Here is a 15,383-nt window from a genome sequence, read left to right on the forward strand (position 1 = left end):
TCGGGGAGCTGGTCGTGTTTGGTTTACGGTTCATTGCAGGAGTTTAACGCTGAAAATCGTACATTACGGCTTGCATCTCATTGTATGTTTTCTATGCTTTGCTTTTATTAAACAACAAAAAAAGGCGACAATGATGAAGATGATGAAAATTGTTACTCTTGCGTTTCTGTTCGCAGGACTTTTCTGCTCCAGGGCATCTGCTGGATGGGACCCTGCTGACTCGGATCATGCAAGAATGTCGGTCGACTCTTTCCGGGCAAATGCCGGACTTTCCCGTTTTTTTGACAGTGCCTATGGGTATGTTGTTTTTCCTGATGTTTACAAAGGGGGATTCATCATGTTGGGCGGGGGACATGGAAAAGGATATGTCTATGAACTCAATAATCTTGTTGGGCGCTCAACAATTACCCAGCTTAATGTTGGTCCGCAACTTGGTGGTCAATCTTTTTCGGAAATCATTTTTTTTAAAAGCAGGGGAGATCTTGACGATTTTAAAAAAGGTAACTATGAGCTTAATGCCCAGGTTACAGCCATCATAGTTACGACAGGAATGGCAACCAACACAGATTATTCCAATGGTGTAGCCGTCTTTGTTCTTCCAAAGGCCGGGGTTATGGCTGAAGCTACTGTGGGTGGGCAGAAGTTTTCCTATGAGTCGTATTGACCATCCTGATTTTTCCAAGCAGGAGAGGCCTCGGTGCTGATGATCCGGTGTTTTTCCAATAACGTTAATTTTTACAATGAAGTATGAATTAGTGGTGGGCCTTGAGGTGCATTGTCAGCTCAATACCACAAGCAAAGCCTTCTGTGGCTGTTCGGCGAAGTTCGGCAAGTCGGCCAATACCAATGTATGTCCTGTCTGTCTCGCTCTTCCCGGAGCGCTGCCGGTTCTTAACCGTCGTGTTGTTGAAGATGCCGTGAAGCTTGGTCTTGCAACGGGTTGCTCTATAGCGCCCCACTCAGTGCTTGCCCGGAAAAACTATTTTTACCCTGATTTGCCGAAAGGGTACCAGATTTCGCAGTTTGAAGAACCGATATGCAGCGAAGGGATGGTGCACATTGATGCCGGAGAGGGTAATCGGGAGATTCGACTGATCAGGATTCATATTGAGGAGGACGCCGGAAAATCAATTCATGATATCGGTGAGGAGACCTATATCGATCTCAACCGGAGTGGTGTCCCTTTGCTTGAAATTGTAAGTTATCCTGACCTGCGCACTTCGAAAGAGGCGTCAGCTTATCTGCAGAAGGTACGCCAGATCGTCAAATATCTTGGTATCTCGGATGGCAACATGGAGGAGGGAAGTCTTCGCTGTGATGCAAACGTCTCTTTGCGGCCAGTCGGGGAGACGGAGTATGGTACCCGTACTGAGATCAAGAATATGAACTCTTTCAAGAATGTTGAAAAGGCAATCGATTACGAGGTCGAGCGTCATCGTGAGATTCTTGAAGCCGGTGGGGTTATTCTGCAGGAGACCCGTCTCTGGGATGCCGACAAGGGGGAGACCCGTTCCATGCGCGGCAAGGAGTTTGCCCATGATTATCGTTACTTCCCTGATCCTGATCTGGTGCCGGTGCTGGTTGATCAGGAGATGATTGATCGGATCATGAGTGAGCTTCCCGAGTTTCCGGAAGAGAGGGCTGTCCGGTTTGTTGATGAGTATGCCATTCCGGCCTATGATGCAGCCGTGCTGACTGTCGAGCGCGAGGTTGCGGACTATTTCGAGGAGAGCGTCAGGGTTTCTGGCGATGCCAAGGCTTCGTCCAACTGGGTGATGGGTGAGGTGATGCGCGTGCTGAAAGAGAGTTATCTGGATATTGCGGAGTTCTCCATTCTTCCGGAACGGCTTGGAGGGTTGATTGCGCTGATTGGAAAGGGTGTGATCAGTACTACCATCGCCAAGCAGGTTTTTGAGCTGATGCTGAAGAGTGGCGATGCTCCAGCGGAAATTGTTGAACGGGAGGGACTTGCACAGGTTTCTGACAGTGGCGCGATTGAGACGGTTGTGCAGGCAATTCTTGATGCCAACCCCGGTCAGTTGGCCGCCTATCGCGGCGGAAAAACCAAGCTCCTTGGCTTTTTTGTTGGTCAGTGCATGAGCCAGATGAAGGGCAAGGCCAATCCCCAGATGGTTAATGAGGTGCTGTTAAGGAAGCTCGAGGGGTGAGTGATCAGGATTCACTGTCGAAGAGATCTTTGGTTCGCAGCGATTCGGGCCAGCTTTTTGCGAGTTCAGGGTTGATCACCTCGATTTTTTTTCTGGCTTCCAGCAGCCTTTTTTTACAGTTTTCGGCGATGGCAAGCCCCTCTTCGTACATGCCAATAGTGTTTTCGAGGCCGGTTTCCGGATTTTCGATATTCCGGGTGATCTCTTCGAGTCGTGAGATCAGCTCTTCAATAGGGAGTTTTCCGGTGTGGGTTGTTGCCATGATGTTTCAGTATTTAGATGTTGTGTACCAAAATAGAGAAAGAGAAAGATTATTCAAAAGGCAGGTGTGTGAGTGAAGTTTGTTGATAGTGCGTCGATTTTTGTTCATGCTGGAGACGGCGGAAAAGGGTGTGTCAGTTTTCGGAGGGAGAAGTTTGTGCCAAAAGGTGGCCCGGATGGTGGAGATGGCGGTCGGGGAGGCCATGTATGGCTGAGAACCAATCGGCAGTTGACCACTCTTCTCGATTTCAAATATAAAAAGAAGTATATCGCTGTTCGCGGTGTGCATGGTCAGGGCGCCCGTAAAACAGGCAGGGATGGGGCCGATGTTGTTATTGATGTCCCCTGCGGTACCATTGTCAGAAATGGTGAAACCAACGAAATTATTGCCGACCTGACTGGCGAGGATCAGGAAATCTTGATTGCGAGAGGTGGCAAAGGGGGGCGGGGAAACCAGCACTTCGCAACACCAACCCGACAGGCGCCCCGATATGCCGAGCCGGGTCAGAAGGGTGAGCTGCTTATGCTCAACATGGAGTTGAAGCTTATGGCTGATGTTGGTCTGGTTGGATTTCCCAATGCGGGCAAGTCAACACTGATTTCGGTGATCAGCGCGGCCAAGCCAAAAATTGCCGATTATCCCTTTACAACACTGGTTCCCAATTTGGGCATTGTGCGCTACGAGGAGTACAAATCGTTTGTGATGGCTGATATTCCGGGAATTATCGAGGGTGCGGCAGAGGGAAAAGGGCTAGGTCTCCAGTTTCTTCGTCATATTGAGCGTACAAAAATACTTGCCATTCTTATTGCGGCTGATTCACCTGATATTGCTGATGAATATCATACCCTTCTTGGGGAGCTTGAAAAATTTGAGAAGGAACTGCTCGATAAACCAAGGTTAGTGGTTGTGACGAAAATGGATATTGCCGCTGAAGATCTTGAAATTCCCACGCTTGAGGAGGGAGTCAGGGTTCTTTCGATTTCAGCCGTATCCGGCCAGGGGCTTAAAGAGCTCAAGGATGAACTCTGGAGAGAGGTTTCGGGTCGTATCAGGGCTGCAGAACCGTTGGATGAGAGTCTCGGCTGATTATGCAACAAGCTGAACTCTATGTCAGGTATGCGCGTCTGGCTGACGCCTCGGCTATTGCCGCTATCACCGCAGAGTATGCGCGTCAGGGAATCATGCTGGAGCGCTCCGGTGATAATATTGTTGAAAATATTCGTAACTTTTTTGTCGCTGAGTACAATGGCGAAGTGATAGGTTGTTGTGCTATTGCATTCTATACCCTGAAGCTTGCTGAAATACGCTCACTCGCGGTATTTAACCGCTATAAAATGAGGGGTATAGGGCGGAGGCTGGTCGAAAAGGCGGAGTCGGTGTTACATGAAGAGGGGGTTGAGGAGGTTTTTGTTCTGACACTCAGCCGTGAGTTTTTCCGTCGTCTTGGATACAGCGAAATCAAGAAAGAGTATTTTCCTCAAAAAATATGGAGGGATTGTACTCATTGCCCAAAGCTTATGGCCTGCGATGAAATTGCGATGGTGAAAAAATTGTAACTTAATTACACAAAATGGTATAGGAAATTCGTGATTGTTCAGGAAGTTATCGTTAAAAACAAGGCAGGGCTGCATACCAGACCTGCGGCTGCGGTTGTCAAACTCGCATCCCGTTTCAAATCAGATTTTTTTATTGAGATGCAGGGTGTTGAAATTAATGCGAAGTCCATTATTGGTGTCATGAGTCTTGCGGCTCCGAAGGGTACCCGGTTGACGCTTAAGCTGGATGGCGAGGATGCTGCTGAGGCTTCCCGTCAGTTGGTTGAGTTTTTTGAGCAGGGTTTTGGAGAGGTATAGCGTTGCGCATTGCCTTCATATCCCCTTTTTTTCCACTGAAGGGAGGAATCGCCCGCTTCAGTGGAATGTTGAGGGATGCCCTTCAAGACCGGGGATATGATGTTACTCCTGTTGCGTTCAGGGCTCTCTACCCCGATTTTTTGGTCAAGGGTGGAGTTGAAGAGGCTCAGGGAGCAGATCTCACCTTTTTTAATGAGTCGCGTCTGGTACTGTTCAACCCCATTTCCTGGTTTGGAGCGATACGACATCTCCGGTCACTGAAACCAGATCTGCTTCTTGTGGCTTACTGGAGCGGATTTCTGGCACCGCTTTTTTTTACGATACGTCGTCTGACCGGTATCAGGATGGTGGTGCTGCTCCATAACCTCTCTTCACATGAATCATTTTTATTCGACCCACTTATGCAGAGGCTGCTGGCTGCTTCCGCCGATGGATTTTTGACCCTTTCGGAGGCTGTTACCAAAACGGTGCAGAGAGCTCTGCCTGAAATCCCTTTGCTGCAGCTTTTTCATCCCCTCTATGAGCCGGATGGGGAGCACTCTTCGGTGCAGGATGCACGTCAGGCGCTCAAGCTCGACGCTCACTCTCCGGTGCTGCTTTTTTTTGGTTATGTGCGCCATTACAAGGGGCTCGACACCATGCTTCGTGCCATGCCAGCGATTCTGCAGCGGGATCCCGCGCTTCGTCTTGTCGTTGCCGGACAGTTTCATGAGGATCATGGTATCTATCGCAAGCTTGTTGCGCAGCTTGGCATCGAAGGAAACGTCGATTTTTACCCCGGTTACGTTTCCACTGAACGCAGTGCCCTCTTTTTTGCTGCGGCAGACGCTGTTGTACTTCCCTATCGCAGTGCAACGCAGTCGGGAGTGGTGCAACTTGCTTATGGCCACGGTTTGCCCGTGATCGTCACACCGGCAGGCGCCCTTCCCGAGATGGTTCGCCCTGGTAAAACAGGCTGGGTTGCCCCTGACTGTTCGGCTGAGGGGTTTGCCGGGGCAGTCGGTGAGTTTCTCAATCGTCGTGACAAGCATGAGCTTGAGGCGATGCGCCCGGCTATAGAAGCTTTCCGGCGTCACTTTTCCTGGGAGGTTTTTGCAGAACAGGCCGGGCATTTTCTTGAAGCAAGAGCTGTACGGAGGTGATGACCTCTCCGTTGAGCTGCATCGTGGTGCTGAACTGGAACGGCGCAAAGGATACGCTTGCCTGTCTGGATTCGCTTGCGGCACTGATCTCACCATCCTGCAGGGTGCTTGTTGTCGATAATGGATCGACTGATGGCTCTCCGGAAAAGATACGGGAGCGCTTTCCGGCTGTTGAGCTTCTTCTCCTGCCGGTCAATATCGGCTATGCTGGGGGCAACAATGCCGGATTCAGAAGGGTTATGGAGCTGAAGGCTGAATTCGTGATCTTTCTGAACAACGATACTCTTGTGGAGAGCAGTTTTTATACTCCATTGATCGATACCCTGCAGTGCAACCCTGGGGCAGGAATAGCCGTACCGAAAATTTATTATTCGGATCGTCCGGAGAGGCTCTGGTACGCCGGTGGTGTTGTCAACCTTTCGACCGGCCTTATCCGCCATGTCGGGTTGCGGAAAAAAGATGCTCCCGATTTTGATCGTCCGGCTCTTACCGGTTACGCTACAGGCTGCTGTTTCGCAATGCGTTGTCGTGATTTCGATAGTGTTGGCGGGTTTGATGAAACGTTCGGGATGTATGCCGAGGATGTCGATCTCTCCCTGCGGGTTCGCGCTCGGGGTATGAGTATCAATTATGTGCCCTCCTCAAGGGTCTGGCACAAGGTTTCGGCGTCGCTTTCCGGCAGACCGCTGCGGAAACTGCTCAAGAAAAGTATCGGGGCACTTCATCTTTTCAGAAAGCACCGGGCATGGAGCGGTATGGTGCTCTATCTGCTTCTGCTTCCCCTGCGTCTTGCCGGCAGTTTTGGTGAAGAGTTGAGGGAAAAAAAGTCCACAACATAACCGATCGCACAGGGAAAAACAGATGATGCAGAACAAGTACAGAACCGTTATTGACAGAGCCTATCTTGACGAACAGGGTCACCTGCTCCGATGGCAAAGAACACTCGAATTTCTGAGAGGCTCCTCACTCTCCGGTGCGTCACTTGTCAGCGGGCTCGATCTGGGTGATCGAACCCCGTTTACGGCTTCGCTGGAGCAGCATTTTGAATGTCCGTTCGAGAACACAACAGTCGATCTCGACCTTGAGCCACTTTCGGGCTCCTTCGGGGTTGTGACCGCTTTTGAGGTGCTTGAGCATCTCTACAATCCGCTTCATGCGCTGCTTGAAGTCAAAGGGCTTCTGGCTGGTGAGCATGCCTGCCTCTTTGTCTCCATGCCGCTTTGGAAACCCTCCATCCTTGCAAGTTCCGACCATTTTCATGAGATGACGCGCTCTGAAGCGCTCTCGCTGTTCACACGTGCCGGGTTTACCGTTCTCCGAAGTGCGGAGTTTCGTATCCGTCACCCGTTGTTTTATCTTACGGGAGTGAAGCCGCTGCTGCGGGCATGGTATGAAAAAGTGCAGATCTATGAACTTGTCATCCAATAGGGGAGCGCCTTGCAGTCCGTTCAGGCTTGTCTGGTTTTCCGAGATACAGTGGGACTTTCTCTCAACCCGGAAGCAGCGCCTCTTGTGCCGCTTTCCGGAGAGTTGGAGCATTCTTTTCATAGAGCCTTTTGCGCTTCGCCGCCGCCACCACTGGATTCCAGTCAAAAGGGGGCGGGTCTGGGTTGTCACTGTTCCTTTTCTGAAGAGCGTTCCCTTCAGGATAGGGCGCCTGCTCGATCTTCCTTTGCTGCGCTGGCTTCTCTCCCTGCCCGGAATCCTGCTGATGCTCTTCTGGGTGACGATCCTCGGATTTGGCTCCTCAAACAGAATTATTGGCCTGAGCAATATCTACTGGGGCAGGGTTGCAGCCCTCCTGCCATGCCGCCTTCGCTTCTATGATGCCAATGATGATCATCTTGCCTTTCCCGACAATCCGCACTGGCTGAAGGGCTCTCTTGATCACTATCTTTCGAAGGTTGATCTGCTCTTCAGTGTCAGTCGTGAGCTGACCAGCCGTCTCAGGGTGCCACCCGGCGTTCGCCTGGTTGATCTTGGCAACGGTGTTGAGTTCAGCCATTTTGCCATCTCCCGTCCTCGCAAGCCGGCCGCTCTTTCCCGCCTCAAGGGGCCAATTCTTGGCTATGCGGGGGCCATGGACTGGCTTGATAGCTCCCTGATTGCTGCTACTGCCCGTGCATGGCCGGAGTATTCGATTGTGCTACTCGGTCCGGCCTATGAGAGAGAGTGGTGGCAAAAACAGGCCGCCATCAACGAGCTGCCAAACGTCCACTATTTCGGCAAGATTGAGTACAGCGAACTTCCCGCCTGGGTGCAGCACTTCGATCTTGCCCTGATGCCGCTCCTTTCAAGTGATCTGAAAAGGGTATCCCATCCCAACAAGCTCTATGAATATGCCGCCGCAGGGGTGCCGGTACTCTCCATGAACTATTGCAGTGCGGTGGAGCGGGCGCGGGAGGTGCTGCATGTGGCCGTTTCTCAGGAGGAGTTTGTCCGCATGGTGCCGGAAGCTCTTGCTGACCGGCGTGTTGAGGCGCGGCAGGCATTTGCCCGGCAGCACAGTTGGGATACGCTTGCTGCCGTCATGGTGCAGGAGCTGGAGAAGGCCTCTCGGGAGAGGAGTCTGTGAACCGCAATGCCGTCATAGCCGGTCAGGCGGGCTTCTCCTTTGCCGGATTTCTCTTCGGCCAGACAGCCCGATTCGCCTATAACCTTGTGGTTGCAAGGTTGCTCGGTGTTGATGCTCTTGGCACCTACGCTCTCGCCATTGCCGTTATCCAGATTGCCGAGGTGCTTGCTGTTGCAGGGCTCGATTCGGGTCTGCTGCGCTTTGTCAGTTTGCACCGAGATGATCCTCTTCGCCAGAGGGCTGTGATTGGTGCCGCCCTGAAAATGAGCATCACGCTTTCACTCATCGTGGCGCTCCTGCTGCTTCTCTTTTCAGCGCCGATCTCTACAATCCTCAATGGCAGTAGCCTCCTGCGGCTTGCGATTTGCTGCTATGCTGCGGCAATTCCCTTCAATGTGGCAACCCTGCTGTTTGGCCATGCCATGCAGGGGTTCCGCCAGCTCAAGCCCAAAATTGTTGCTACACAGATTGTTAGCCCACTGCTTTTGCTTCTCTTGACTCTTCTCTTCCGTTATACTGCAGGAGAGGATGCCGCCCTCTTTTTTCCCTTTGCACTGGCGGGCGTTGGGGCATTTTTCTGGATTCGTCCCTCTCTTTCCAGAATCAGCGGGACTCTTCAAGGGGATATTCTCCATGCCCACACAGACAAGGTGATGCTTGCATACGCCATTCCCTTTATGGCGGTCTCACTCCTGAGCATGATGAGCCATTGGCTTGATGTTATGATGCTTGGTATGCTTACCGATACGGCAACGGTCGGGCTCTATCATCCTGCAGCCAGAACGGCGGGGCTCATCCGATCAGTCCTCCTTGCCTTTACCGGCATTGCTGCGCCAATGATTGCCGAGCTGCATACGGGGAGGCAGAATGCTGAGATAGGACGGATCTTCAAGATGGTGACACGCTGGATAGTAACGGTGGTTCTTCCGCCAGCCATACTTTTCATGGTGTTGCCCGAACTGGTGCTTTCGGTTTTCGGCGCCCGCTTTGCTGCGGAAGGAGCTGTCGCGCTGCTTCTCCTGACGGTTGCCTCATTCCTGCAGGCCAGCTTTGGCCTCTCAGCGACAGTACTTGCCATGACCGGCCATGCGCGGCTCAGCCTCCTGAACGCTCTTGCTGCCCTTGGCTTGCAGGTGGCGCTCAATTTTCTCCTGATCCCAAAGATGGGTTTGAATGGTGCCGCTCTTGCTACCTTGCTGCTTTTTTTGATGCTCTCTGTTCTCCGTCTTGTTGAGATTCGCCGCATCCTGAAGATTCACCCTTTTGGCAAAGCGCTCTGGAAACCCTTTACTGCCGGATTATCTACAGCCTTACTTCTCATGGCTCTACGCCCGTGGTTGCTTGGCCTGCCACCTTTTGCCGCTCTGGCTGTTTCCGCCCTGTTATCGCTCTGCAGCTTTACGGTATTGCTGCTGCTCCTGAAGTTGGAAGAGGAGGAGAGAGAGATTATCTTAAAGCACCTGCCCTTTCTTGACAAGAACCCAAAGCCATAACGCTGTGAAGAAAAAGATTCTCCTGTTGCTCACTGTTTTTGGCGGCTACACTCTTCTGGTTCTGCTGCTCTTTTATCCGCTTGTCTTTCAATCGAAGATGCTTCTTGCGCCCGATACCCTTATTCCCCAGGCTTCGACAATGGCGCTTGACCGGCTTCAGGCCCAAACCGGCGCATATCCGCTCTGGCAGCCCTGGCTCTTTTCAGGTATGCCGACTGTGGAGGCATTCAGCTACCTCAGCGGACTCTATTACCCCAACCTTGTTTTCAACCTCTTTCATACTGATGGCATCGTTTTGCAGCTCCTCCACCTCGCCTTTGCCGGTTTGGGACTCTTCCTTTTTCTTCGCCAGTACGGCTTGACAATCCTTGCAGCCTCTTTTGGCGGGGTGCTCTTCATGCTCAACCCCTATCTGAGCGCCATGCTGGTGCATGGTCACGGCAGCCAGCTTATGACGGTGGCCTACATGCCCTGGATGCTCTGGGCCACCATGCGTCTCATACAGCGTGGAGGGCTGGTCGATGCCGGGATGCTTGCGCTTTTAGCCGGGTTTCAGTTGCAGCGCTCACACGTTCAGATTGCCTGGTATTCCTGGATGCTCATGCTGCTGCTGGCTGTTGTTTTGTTTTTTTCGCATCGCGGGTTTTTTACAAAAAAGAGCGCTGTTTCAGGGATGCATCCTGTGCTTCCTGGAGGTGGTAATGGGGGTGCGGATGAGGGCAGCCACAAGGGCGGCCCCTACATGACATTGCGAATATTTTTGTTGTTGGTTTTGGCGTTGGGTTGCGGCATTGCCATGTCGGCATCGATATACCTGCCTGCATCCGAGTATGCCGCATATTCAGTGAGGGGGATGGCTGCAGAGGGAGGAGGTTCAGCGTGGGAGTATGCCACACTCTGGTCAATGCACCCTCTGGAGTTGCTCACCTTTCTTGTGCCGGGACTCTTCGGCTTTGGCGGAGTAACCTATTGGGGTTTCATGCCCTTCACCGACTTTCCCCATTATGCCGGAATTGTGGTGCTGCTGCTCGCTGTAGCAGGAGCTGTTATCCGCAGAAAAGAGCCGATGACCTGGTTTTTTATTGCGGGTGCACTGCTTGCGCTGCTGCTCTCTTTTGGACGTTTTTTTAGTCCAGTGTTTGATCTCTTCTACCATTTTGCGCCACTCTTCAGCCGCTTCAGGGTGCCCTCCATGGCGCTCATCATGCTCTATCTGATCATCTCTTGTCTTGCCGCAATCGGAGTCAACGACCTGCTTCAGCGCCAGTCGGAGCGGTTCTTGAAACCGATCAGGATCGGAGCGCTGCTTCTTGCAGCTTTTCTGCTCCTCTTCCTTGCCTTTGAACCGTCGCTTGAAAGTTTCTTCCGCTCACTCTTTCCCGAACCGCAGGTTGGAAGTTTTGACCTGGCCTTTATGGTCAATAAGGTGCGCTGGGAGAATCTGACGGGGAGTCTCTGGATAGTCCTGCTCATTGCATCTCTTTTCTCCGGAGTGCTCTGGCTCAGCATCAAGGAGAAGCTCTCCCACAAAATAACGGCCATCCTGCTCTTTCTTCTTGCACTTGGCGATCTGCTCTGGATGGATATACAGATCATCTACCCATCCACCAGCTCGCTCCGCTCCCCGGTTTTCGCTGATAGCCGCATGGTGGAACCCGCTTTCCGGCACGACGACATCACTCGTTACCTTGCCGCACAGAAAGGGCCTTTCAGAATCTACCCCGCAGGGCCACTCTTTGCGGAGAACAAGTTCGCCCTCTTCGGTATTGAGTCCGTGGGTGGCTACCATCCTGCCAAGCTCAAGCTCTATGAAGAGTTTCTTGCTAAAACGGAGAATCTTGCAAGCCTCAATATCCTGCGGATGCTTAATGTCGGCTACATTGTCACTCCTCAACCCATCGAGCATTCCGCGTTCAAGCTGGTTAAAACCGGTGAACTGCAATTGGCAAGCGGCCCGGTGACAGCTTACGTTTACAGCCTTCAGGGAAGCGCCCCAAGAGCATGGTTTGCAAACCGTGTGACTGGTGTGCATGGTAACGACGCCCTCTTTGCCCGACTTCTTGATGATCAGGCACCAGTCGGAGAGGCTTATGTTGATGGCTCTCTCTGGAAAGGAGTCCGAACCTTTGCATCGGCAACGGTCACATCACTTGACGCAAAAGCAGAATCCATGGTCTTGAAGGTTGCTGCTCCCGGAGAGGCATTCCTTGTGACCAGCGAAATTCATTACCCCCTGAGGTGGAAGGTGAAGATTGATGGCAGGGAAACTGCAGTCGTGAAAGTGAACGGCCTGCTGCGCGGTGTTGTGATTCCGGCAGGCAGCAGGGAGGTCAGGTTTTACTATGATCGAAACGGCTTTGAAACCGGTCGCAGGATATCGCTTGGCGCTTTCGTTGTGGCGTTGTTGATGGTGGCAGGGGGAGTGATCGGAGGTCGGTTCCGGCAAAAGGGCGGAAAATGAGATCATTTGGTTACGAGGTGTACTTCTCTGCTGGACTCCTCTTGCTTGTCGGCAAGGTGTTCTTAATGTTGAGTAAAATTACTCAATAGAGTGAGCAAAAATTTATGCTCATTGAGCGCACTCAAAAAAAGTTCTGACATAACGGGTCGAATCGGAACCCCGTCAATATATCCAGGTGCTTTACGGCGTCACGAAAGAAAATCTGCATAACGAATGCGATACCGGTGAAGTTGCAGGCAAAGAAAACTGGTAATCCAATGGCATACCCTGTTGGGGTTGTAGCAATTCTTTTTGCATAATAATGGCAGGGGAGTACGGCATAAATCCAAGAGCTTAAGGGGGTTTCAGCTTGCCGCAGTACAGAATCAAGAACGGTTCATTCAAAATGTCAGCTTTGCTTTCTGCTAACTCATAATTACAGAGCACTACGGAGGTTGCGGTGTTGTCATCTCCTGCAACAAAACAAATGTTCTGCCTCCGAGCACTCCTGCCCGCTCAACCCAAGACGTCTCGCAAGAACTTTCCACTCTTTAACAACCTCGCACACTTCACGGACAATTATCCCGGCACGAGCGCGATTCATTCGGTAATATTCGGCAGTCGCAATCGCAACCTGAAAATCAGGCTGACGGTTATAGAGATCAAGTGACAGCACATGCTCTGCTTTTCTGAACGAAGGATTCATGTCGAAAGCTGGTGCCAGTCGCCATCCTGAAGGGGAGCGTATGAAGCCGTGATTGCGAAGATGGTCATCGCGGTTTGCCGTGGCGATGTTGAACACCACTCTTGTGAACAGCTCTTCGAGGTTACGTGCGATGTGATCAGCTTCACCGTAGGTGGAGAGAAATTCTGCCAGCTCCAGATAACTGGCATCGTCGGTATCGGTATGGTGAAGCATGGTCATGGCTGAGGCAAAAAAATGGCGCAGCTTCCTGGTTCGCCATCGCTCGCTCCTGCTGGTGCTTTTTTGCGTGGCGCCCTTCTCCGCCGGGGAAGCGATTCGTCCTGCAGGCGACGGCCAAGTGCGTCCTCTTTGGAGATCAACGACAAGTCCGCAAGCAGTCCGAGGACGCGAAGCACCTGAACGTAGAAGCCGATAGCAACCGACGGGTCACCAGTCTCAATTTTGTAGAGAGTAGGACGTGAAAGATTGGCCCTTGCACAAACGGTCTCCATGGAAAAGCGGCGACGAAGTCGCGCATCTCTGAGGCGCTGCCCCAGAGCCTCCATCTCTTTTGCCGAAGCGGGGTATAATGGTGTGGCTCTACTTGTCATAACGATAATTTGTGATTTATCATTACGGTTATAGCTTGTGAAAATGAGGCAGGGTTTATATTGTTCAACAGGCAACTCTTTGCTGAATCTCGGGCTCTCTGCGCCACCGTTTTATTATTTTTGAAGTGCTGCATAGCGTAGACAAGTTTTTCTTGTTGGATGTTTTCTGAATGCTCAACATATTGAGTAATTTTACTCAATATGTTGAGCAAAAAACCATGATCATCAAGCGCTTTCAAAAGAAAGTTCTGACACAACGGATCGAATCAGAACCCCGTCAATTCATTCAGGTGCTTTACGGCCCGCGTCAAGTTGGTAAAACCACGCTGGCATTGCAGTTTATGGAGTCAACAAAGCTTTCGGTTCATTTCGCTTCTGCAGATCTTGTTGCATCCGGGCAATCGAGCTGGATCAGCCAGCAATGGGAGGCGGCACGCATCAAGCTTCGGCAATCAGAAGAGAAGGAGGCGGTGCTCATCATCGACGAAATCCAGAAAATCGGCAACTGGAGCGAAGCGGTAAAGAGGGAGTGGGACAGCGACACCGCACAACGGCAATCACTCAAGGTGGTTCTGCTCGGCTCATCCCGGCTGTTACTGCAGCAAGGGTTGACGGAATCACTCGCTGGCCGATTTGAAACCCTCTTCATCGGGCACTGGTCGTACCGTGAAATGAACGAGGCATTTGACTTCACTCCTGAACAGTATGTCTGGTTTGGAGGCTATCCAGGTGCGGCAGCATTGATCAACGATGAAGAGCGCTGGAGGCGCTACATTACCGATTCACTCATCGAGACAAGCATTTCGAAAGATATTCTGATGCTGACCCGTGTTGACAAGCCAGCCTTGATGAAACGGCTCTTTGAACTGGGATGCGGTTATTCAGGCCAGATTCTCTCCTATACAAAAATCCTTGGTCAACTGCAGGATGCAGGTAATACAACAACACTGGCACACTATCTGCGCCTGCTCGATACCGCTGGCTTACTTGGCGGACTGGAAAAGTACAGCCCTGAAATGGTGCGGCGCCGGGCATCCATTCCGAAATTTCAGGTGCATAACACAGCTTTGATCAGCGCACAGCAGCAGTACTCTTTTCAGGAGATTGTCACAAACCCGTCGCAATGGGGCAGATGGGTTGAGTCGGCAATTGGCGCCCATCTCATTAATCATGCCCGCACCGATGCAATTAACCTCTTTTACTGGCGTCAGGGGAATCATGAGGTAGATTTTGTTTTGGAGCACAAAGGAAAAGTGATCGGCCTTGAAGTTAAAAGTGGCCGTACCGGGCACGCTTCCGGCATGGCAGCATTTGAGCAACAGTGCAAGCCGTACAAGGTTCTTCTGGTTGGAAACTCGGGGATTCCATGGCAGGAGTTTCTTGAACTGGAATCTTTGGAGCTGTTTGCGTGAGTGAGCCGTAGCCCGCCAATCTTTTTGCTTTATCCAGCAAAAAGTAATATCTACATTGTATAAACAAAATGGAGGTAGAGATGCTCACAAAGGTTCAGAAGTGGGGCAACAGCCTTGCCTTGAGAATACCGAAAACCTGGGCGCTTGAGGCCAGGCTCGAAAACAATTCAGAGGTAGAGATTTCTCTGGTTGAGGGAAAACTCGTTATCACTCCAGTGGTCACTATAAAACAAGATCTTGCTCACCTGCTTTCCGGCGTCACGAAAGAAAATCTGCATAACGAATGCGATACCGGTAATGCTGCAGGCAAAGAAAACTGGTAATCCGATGGCTTATACTCCGGATCGTGGTGACATGGTGTGGATTGCCTTTAATCCTCAGGCGGGTCATGAGCAGGCAGGACGTCGTCCAGCATTGGTCTTGTCTCCCAAAGCGTACAACTCCAAAGTTGGTCTGGCGCTTCTTTGCCCCATCACCAGCCAGATTAAAGGGTATCCCTTTGAAGTGCTGCTTCCTGAAGGGTTGAACATCAATGGCGCGATTTTATCTGATCAGGTAAAAAGTCTTGACTGGAAGATCCGGCAGGCAGAGTTAATTTGCCTATTGCCCTCGTCGGTAGTTGATGAAGTGCTGCATAAGTTGCATACCCTGTTGGGGTTGTAGCAAATCCCCTCCCCCATTATCCCGCAGTACAGAATCAAGAACGGTTCATTCAAAATGTCAGCTTTGTGTTCTGCTAACT

Annotated in this window: 17 protein-coding genes; 14 read left to right on the top strand and 3 right to left on the bottom strand. The window is 51.5% G+C overall.

Annotation, left to right across the window (positions count from 1 at the left end; translation table 11 throughout):
* The first annotated feature begins 130 nt into the window (after window positions 1–130).
* Complete coding sequence (locus tag AC56AD_RS01205) at window positions 131–664, top strand: lipid-binding SYLF domain-containing protein (RefSeq protein WP_012507081.1); 534 nt, start codon at window positions 131–133, stop codon at window positions 662–664.
* A gap of 76 nt (window positions 665–740) precedes the next feature.
* Complete coding sequence (gene gatB, locus AC56AD_RS01210; RefSeq protein ID WP_012507082.1) at window positions 741–2,168, top strand: Asp-tRNA(Asn)/Glu-tRNA(Gln) amidotransferase subunit GatB; 1,428 nt, start codon at window positions 741–743, stop codon at window positions 2,166–2,168.
* Between the two features lie 4 nt (window positions 2,169–2,172).
* Here the strand turns inward: gatB and xseB are convergent, their stop codons facing one another.
* Entirely contained in the window at window positions 2,173–2,430 is a 258-nt protein-coding gene (xseB, locus tag AC56AD_RS01215) for an exodeoxyribonuclease VII small subunit (protein WP_012507083.1), read from the bottom strand.
* A gap of 72 nt (window positions 2,431–2,502) precedes the next feature.
* Between xseB and obgE the strand changes: the two genes are divergently transcribed.
* The 9 genes from obgE to AC56AD_RS01260 are packed head-to-tail and all read left to right on the top strand — an operon-like array spanning window position 2,503 to window position 11,954.
* The gene (obgE, locus tag AC56AD_RS01220) at window positions 2,503–3,516 is read left to right on the top strand and encodes a GTPase ObgE (RefSeq protein WP_012507084.1); all 1,014 of its coding nucleotides are present in this window, start codon (window positions 2,503–2,505) and stop codon (window positions 3,514–3,516) included.
* A gap of 2 nt (window positions 3,517–3,518) precedes the next feature.
* Window positions 3,519–3,986: an N-acetyltransferase gene (locus tag AC56AD_RS01225; protein WP_012507085.1), complete on the top strand. Its 468-nt coding sequence runs from the start codon at window positions 3,519–3,521 to the stop codon at window positions 3,984–3,986.
* Window positions 3,987–4,016: 30 nt separating this feature from the next.
* Window positions 4,017–4,283 carry an HPr family phosphocarrier protein gene (locus tag AC56AD_RS01230; protein ID WP_012507086.1) on the top strand — a complete coding sequence of 89 codons (267 nt, stop codon included), beginning with the start codon at window positions 4,017–4,019 and terminating at the stop codon, window positions 4,281–4,283.
* Window positions 4,284–4,285: 2 nt separating this feature from the next.
* On the top strand, window positions 4,286–5,425 hold the full coding sequence (locus tag AC56AD_RS01235; RefSeq protein ID WP_223293949.1) for a glycosyltransferase family 4 protein: 1,140 nt from the start codon (window positions 4,286–4,288) through the stop codon (window positions 5,423–5,425).
* Window positions 5,425–6,264, top strand: a complete 840-nt coding sequence (locus AC56AD_RS01240; RefSeq protein ID WP_012507088.1) for a glycosyltransferase family 2 protein — start codon at window positions 5,425–5,427, stop codon at window positions 6,262–6,264. Before AC56AD_RS01235 ends, AC56AD_RS01240 begins: the two co-directional genes overlap by 1 nt.
* A gap of 22 nt (window positions 6,265–6,286) precedes the next feature.
* The gene (locus AC56AD_RS01245) at window positions 6,287–6,853 is read left to right on the top strand and encodes a class I SAM-dependent methyltransferase (RefSeq protein ID WP_012507089.1); all 567 of its coding nucleotides are present in this window, start codon (window positions 6,287–6,289) and stop codon (window positions 6,851–6,853) included.
* Entirely contained in the window at window positions 6,834–8,000 is a 1,167-nt protein-coding gene (locus AC56AD_RS01250; RefSeq protein WP_012507090.1) for a glycosyltransferase, read from the top strand. Before AC56AD_RS01245 ends, AC56AD_RS01250 begins: the two co-directional genes overlap by 20 nt.
* On the top strand, window positions 7,997–9,493 hold the full coding sequence (locus tag AC56AD_RS01255) for an oligosaccharide flippase family protein (protein WP_012507091.1): 1,497 nt from the start codon (window positions 7,997–7,999) through the stop codon (window positions 9,491–9,493). Before AC56AD_RS01250 ends, AC56AD_RS01255 begins: the two co-directional genes overlap by 4 nt.
* Window positions 9,494–9,497: 4 nt before the next feature.
* A complete protein-coding gene (locus AC56AD_RS01260) occupies window positions 9,498–11,954 on the top strand; it encodes a putative glycosyltransferase family protein (protein WP_012507092.1) in 2,457 nt (818 codons plus the stop codon).
* Between the two features lie 445 nt (window positions 11,955–12,399).
* Here AC56AD_RS01260 and AC56AD_RS01265 read toward each other — a convergent pair whose 3' ends face one another.
* On the bottom strand, window positions 12,400–12,858 hold the full coding sequence (locus AC56AD_RS01265; protein WP_012507093.1) for a HipA domain-containing protein: 459 nt from the start codon (window positions 12,856–12,858) through the stop codon (window positions 12,400–12,402).
* A complete protein-coding gene (locus AC56AD_RS01270) occupies window positions 12,855–13,229 on the bottom strand; it encodes a helix-turn-helix domain-containing protein (RefSeq protein ID WP_223293950.1) in 375 nt (124 codons plus the stop codon). The genes AC56AD_RS01265 and AC56AD_RS01270 overlap by 4 nt, the downstream gene beginning before the upstream one ends.
* Window positions 13,230–13,411: 182 nt before the next feature.
* Here AC56AD_RS01270 and AC56AD_RS01275 point away from each other — a divergent pair, with 182 nt between their 5' ends.
* From AC56AD_RS01275 to mazF, 3 genes are all read left to right on the top strand, one after another.
* Complete coding sequence (locus AC56AD_RS01275) at window positions 13,412–14,641, top strand: ATP-binding protein (protein WP_498983965.1); 1,230 nt, start codon at window positions 13,412–13,414, stop codon at window positions 14,639–14,641.
* Window positions 14,642–14,721: 80 nt separating this feature from the next.
* The gene (locus AC56AD_RS01280; RefSeq protein WP_012507096.1) at window positions 14,722–14,964 is read left to right on the top strand and encodes an AbrB/MazE/SpoVT family DNA-binding domain-containing protein; all 243 of its coding nucleotides are present in this window, start codon (window positions 14,722–14,724) and stop codon (window positions 14,962–14,964) included.
* On the top strand, window positions 14,939–15,304 hold the full coding sequence (gene mazF / locus AC56AD_RS01285; protein WP_482229374.1) for an endoribonuclease MazF: 366 nt from the start codon (window positions 14,939–14,941) through the stop codon (window positions 15,302–15,304). The genes AC56AD_RS01280 and mazF overlap by 26 nt, the downstream gene beginning before the upstream one ends.
* The last annotated feature ends 79 nt before the right edge of the window (window positions 15,305–15,383 follow it).

Source organism: Pelodictyon clathratiforme (assembly GCF_982375515.1).

What these genes read in the sequence shown, in the direction of transcription:
- xseB (WP_012507083.1), bottom strand. Translation starts at nt 2,430, where the DNA reads ATGGCAACAACCCACACCGGAAAACTCCCTATTGAAGAGCTGATCTCA.
- gatB (WP_012507082.1), top strand. Translation starts at nt 741, where the DNA reads ATGAAGTATGAATTAGTGGTGGGCCTTGAGGTGCATTGTCAGCTCAAT.
- AC56AD_RS01265 (WP_012507093.1), bottom strand. Translation starts at nt 12,858, where the DNA reads ATGACCATGCTTCACCATACCGATACCGACGATGCCAGTTATCTGGAG.
- AC56AD_RS01245 (WP_012507089.1), top strand. Translation starts at nt 6,287, where the DNA reads ATGATGCAGAACAAGTACAGAACCGTTATTGACAGAGCCTATCTTGAC.
- AC56AD_RS01205 (WP_012507081.1), top strand. Translation starts at nt 131, where the DNA reads ATGATGAAGATGATGAAAATTGTTACTCTTGCGTTTCTGTTCGCAGGA.
- mazF (WP_482229374.1), top strand. Translation starts at nt 14,939, where the DNA reads ATGCTGCAGGCAAAGAAAACTGGTAATCCGATGGCTTATACTCCGGAT.
- AC56AD_RS01270 (WP_223293950.1), bottom strand. Translation starts at nt 13,229, where the DNA reads ATGACAAGTAGAGCCACACCATTATACCCCGCTTCGGCAAAAGAGATG.
- AC56AD_RS01225 (WP_012507085.1), top strand. Translation starts at nt 3,519, where the DNA reads ATGCAACAAGCTGAACTCTATGTCAGGTATGCGCGTCTGGCTGACGCC.
- AC56AD_RS01280 (WP_012507096.1), top strand. Translation starts at nt 14,722, where the DNA reads ATGCTCACAAAGGTTCAGAAGTGGGGCAACAGCCTTGCCTTGAGAATA.
- AC56AD_RS01240 (WP_012507088.1), top strand. Translation starts at nt 5,425, where the DNA reads ATGACCTCTCCGTTGAGCTGCATCGTGGTGCTGAACTGGAACGGCGCA.
- AC56AD_RS01250 (WP_012507090.1), top strand. Translation starts at nt 6,834, where the DNA reads ATGAACTTGTCATCCAATAGGGGAGCGCCTTGCAGTCCGTTCAGGCTT.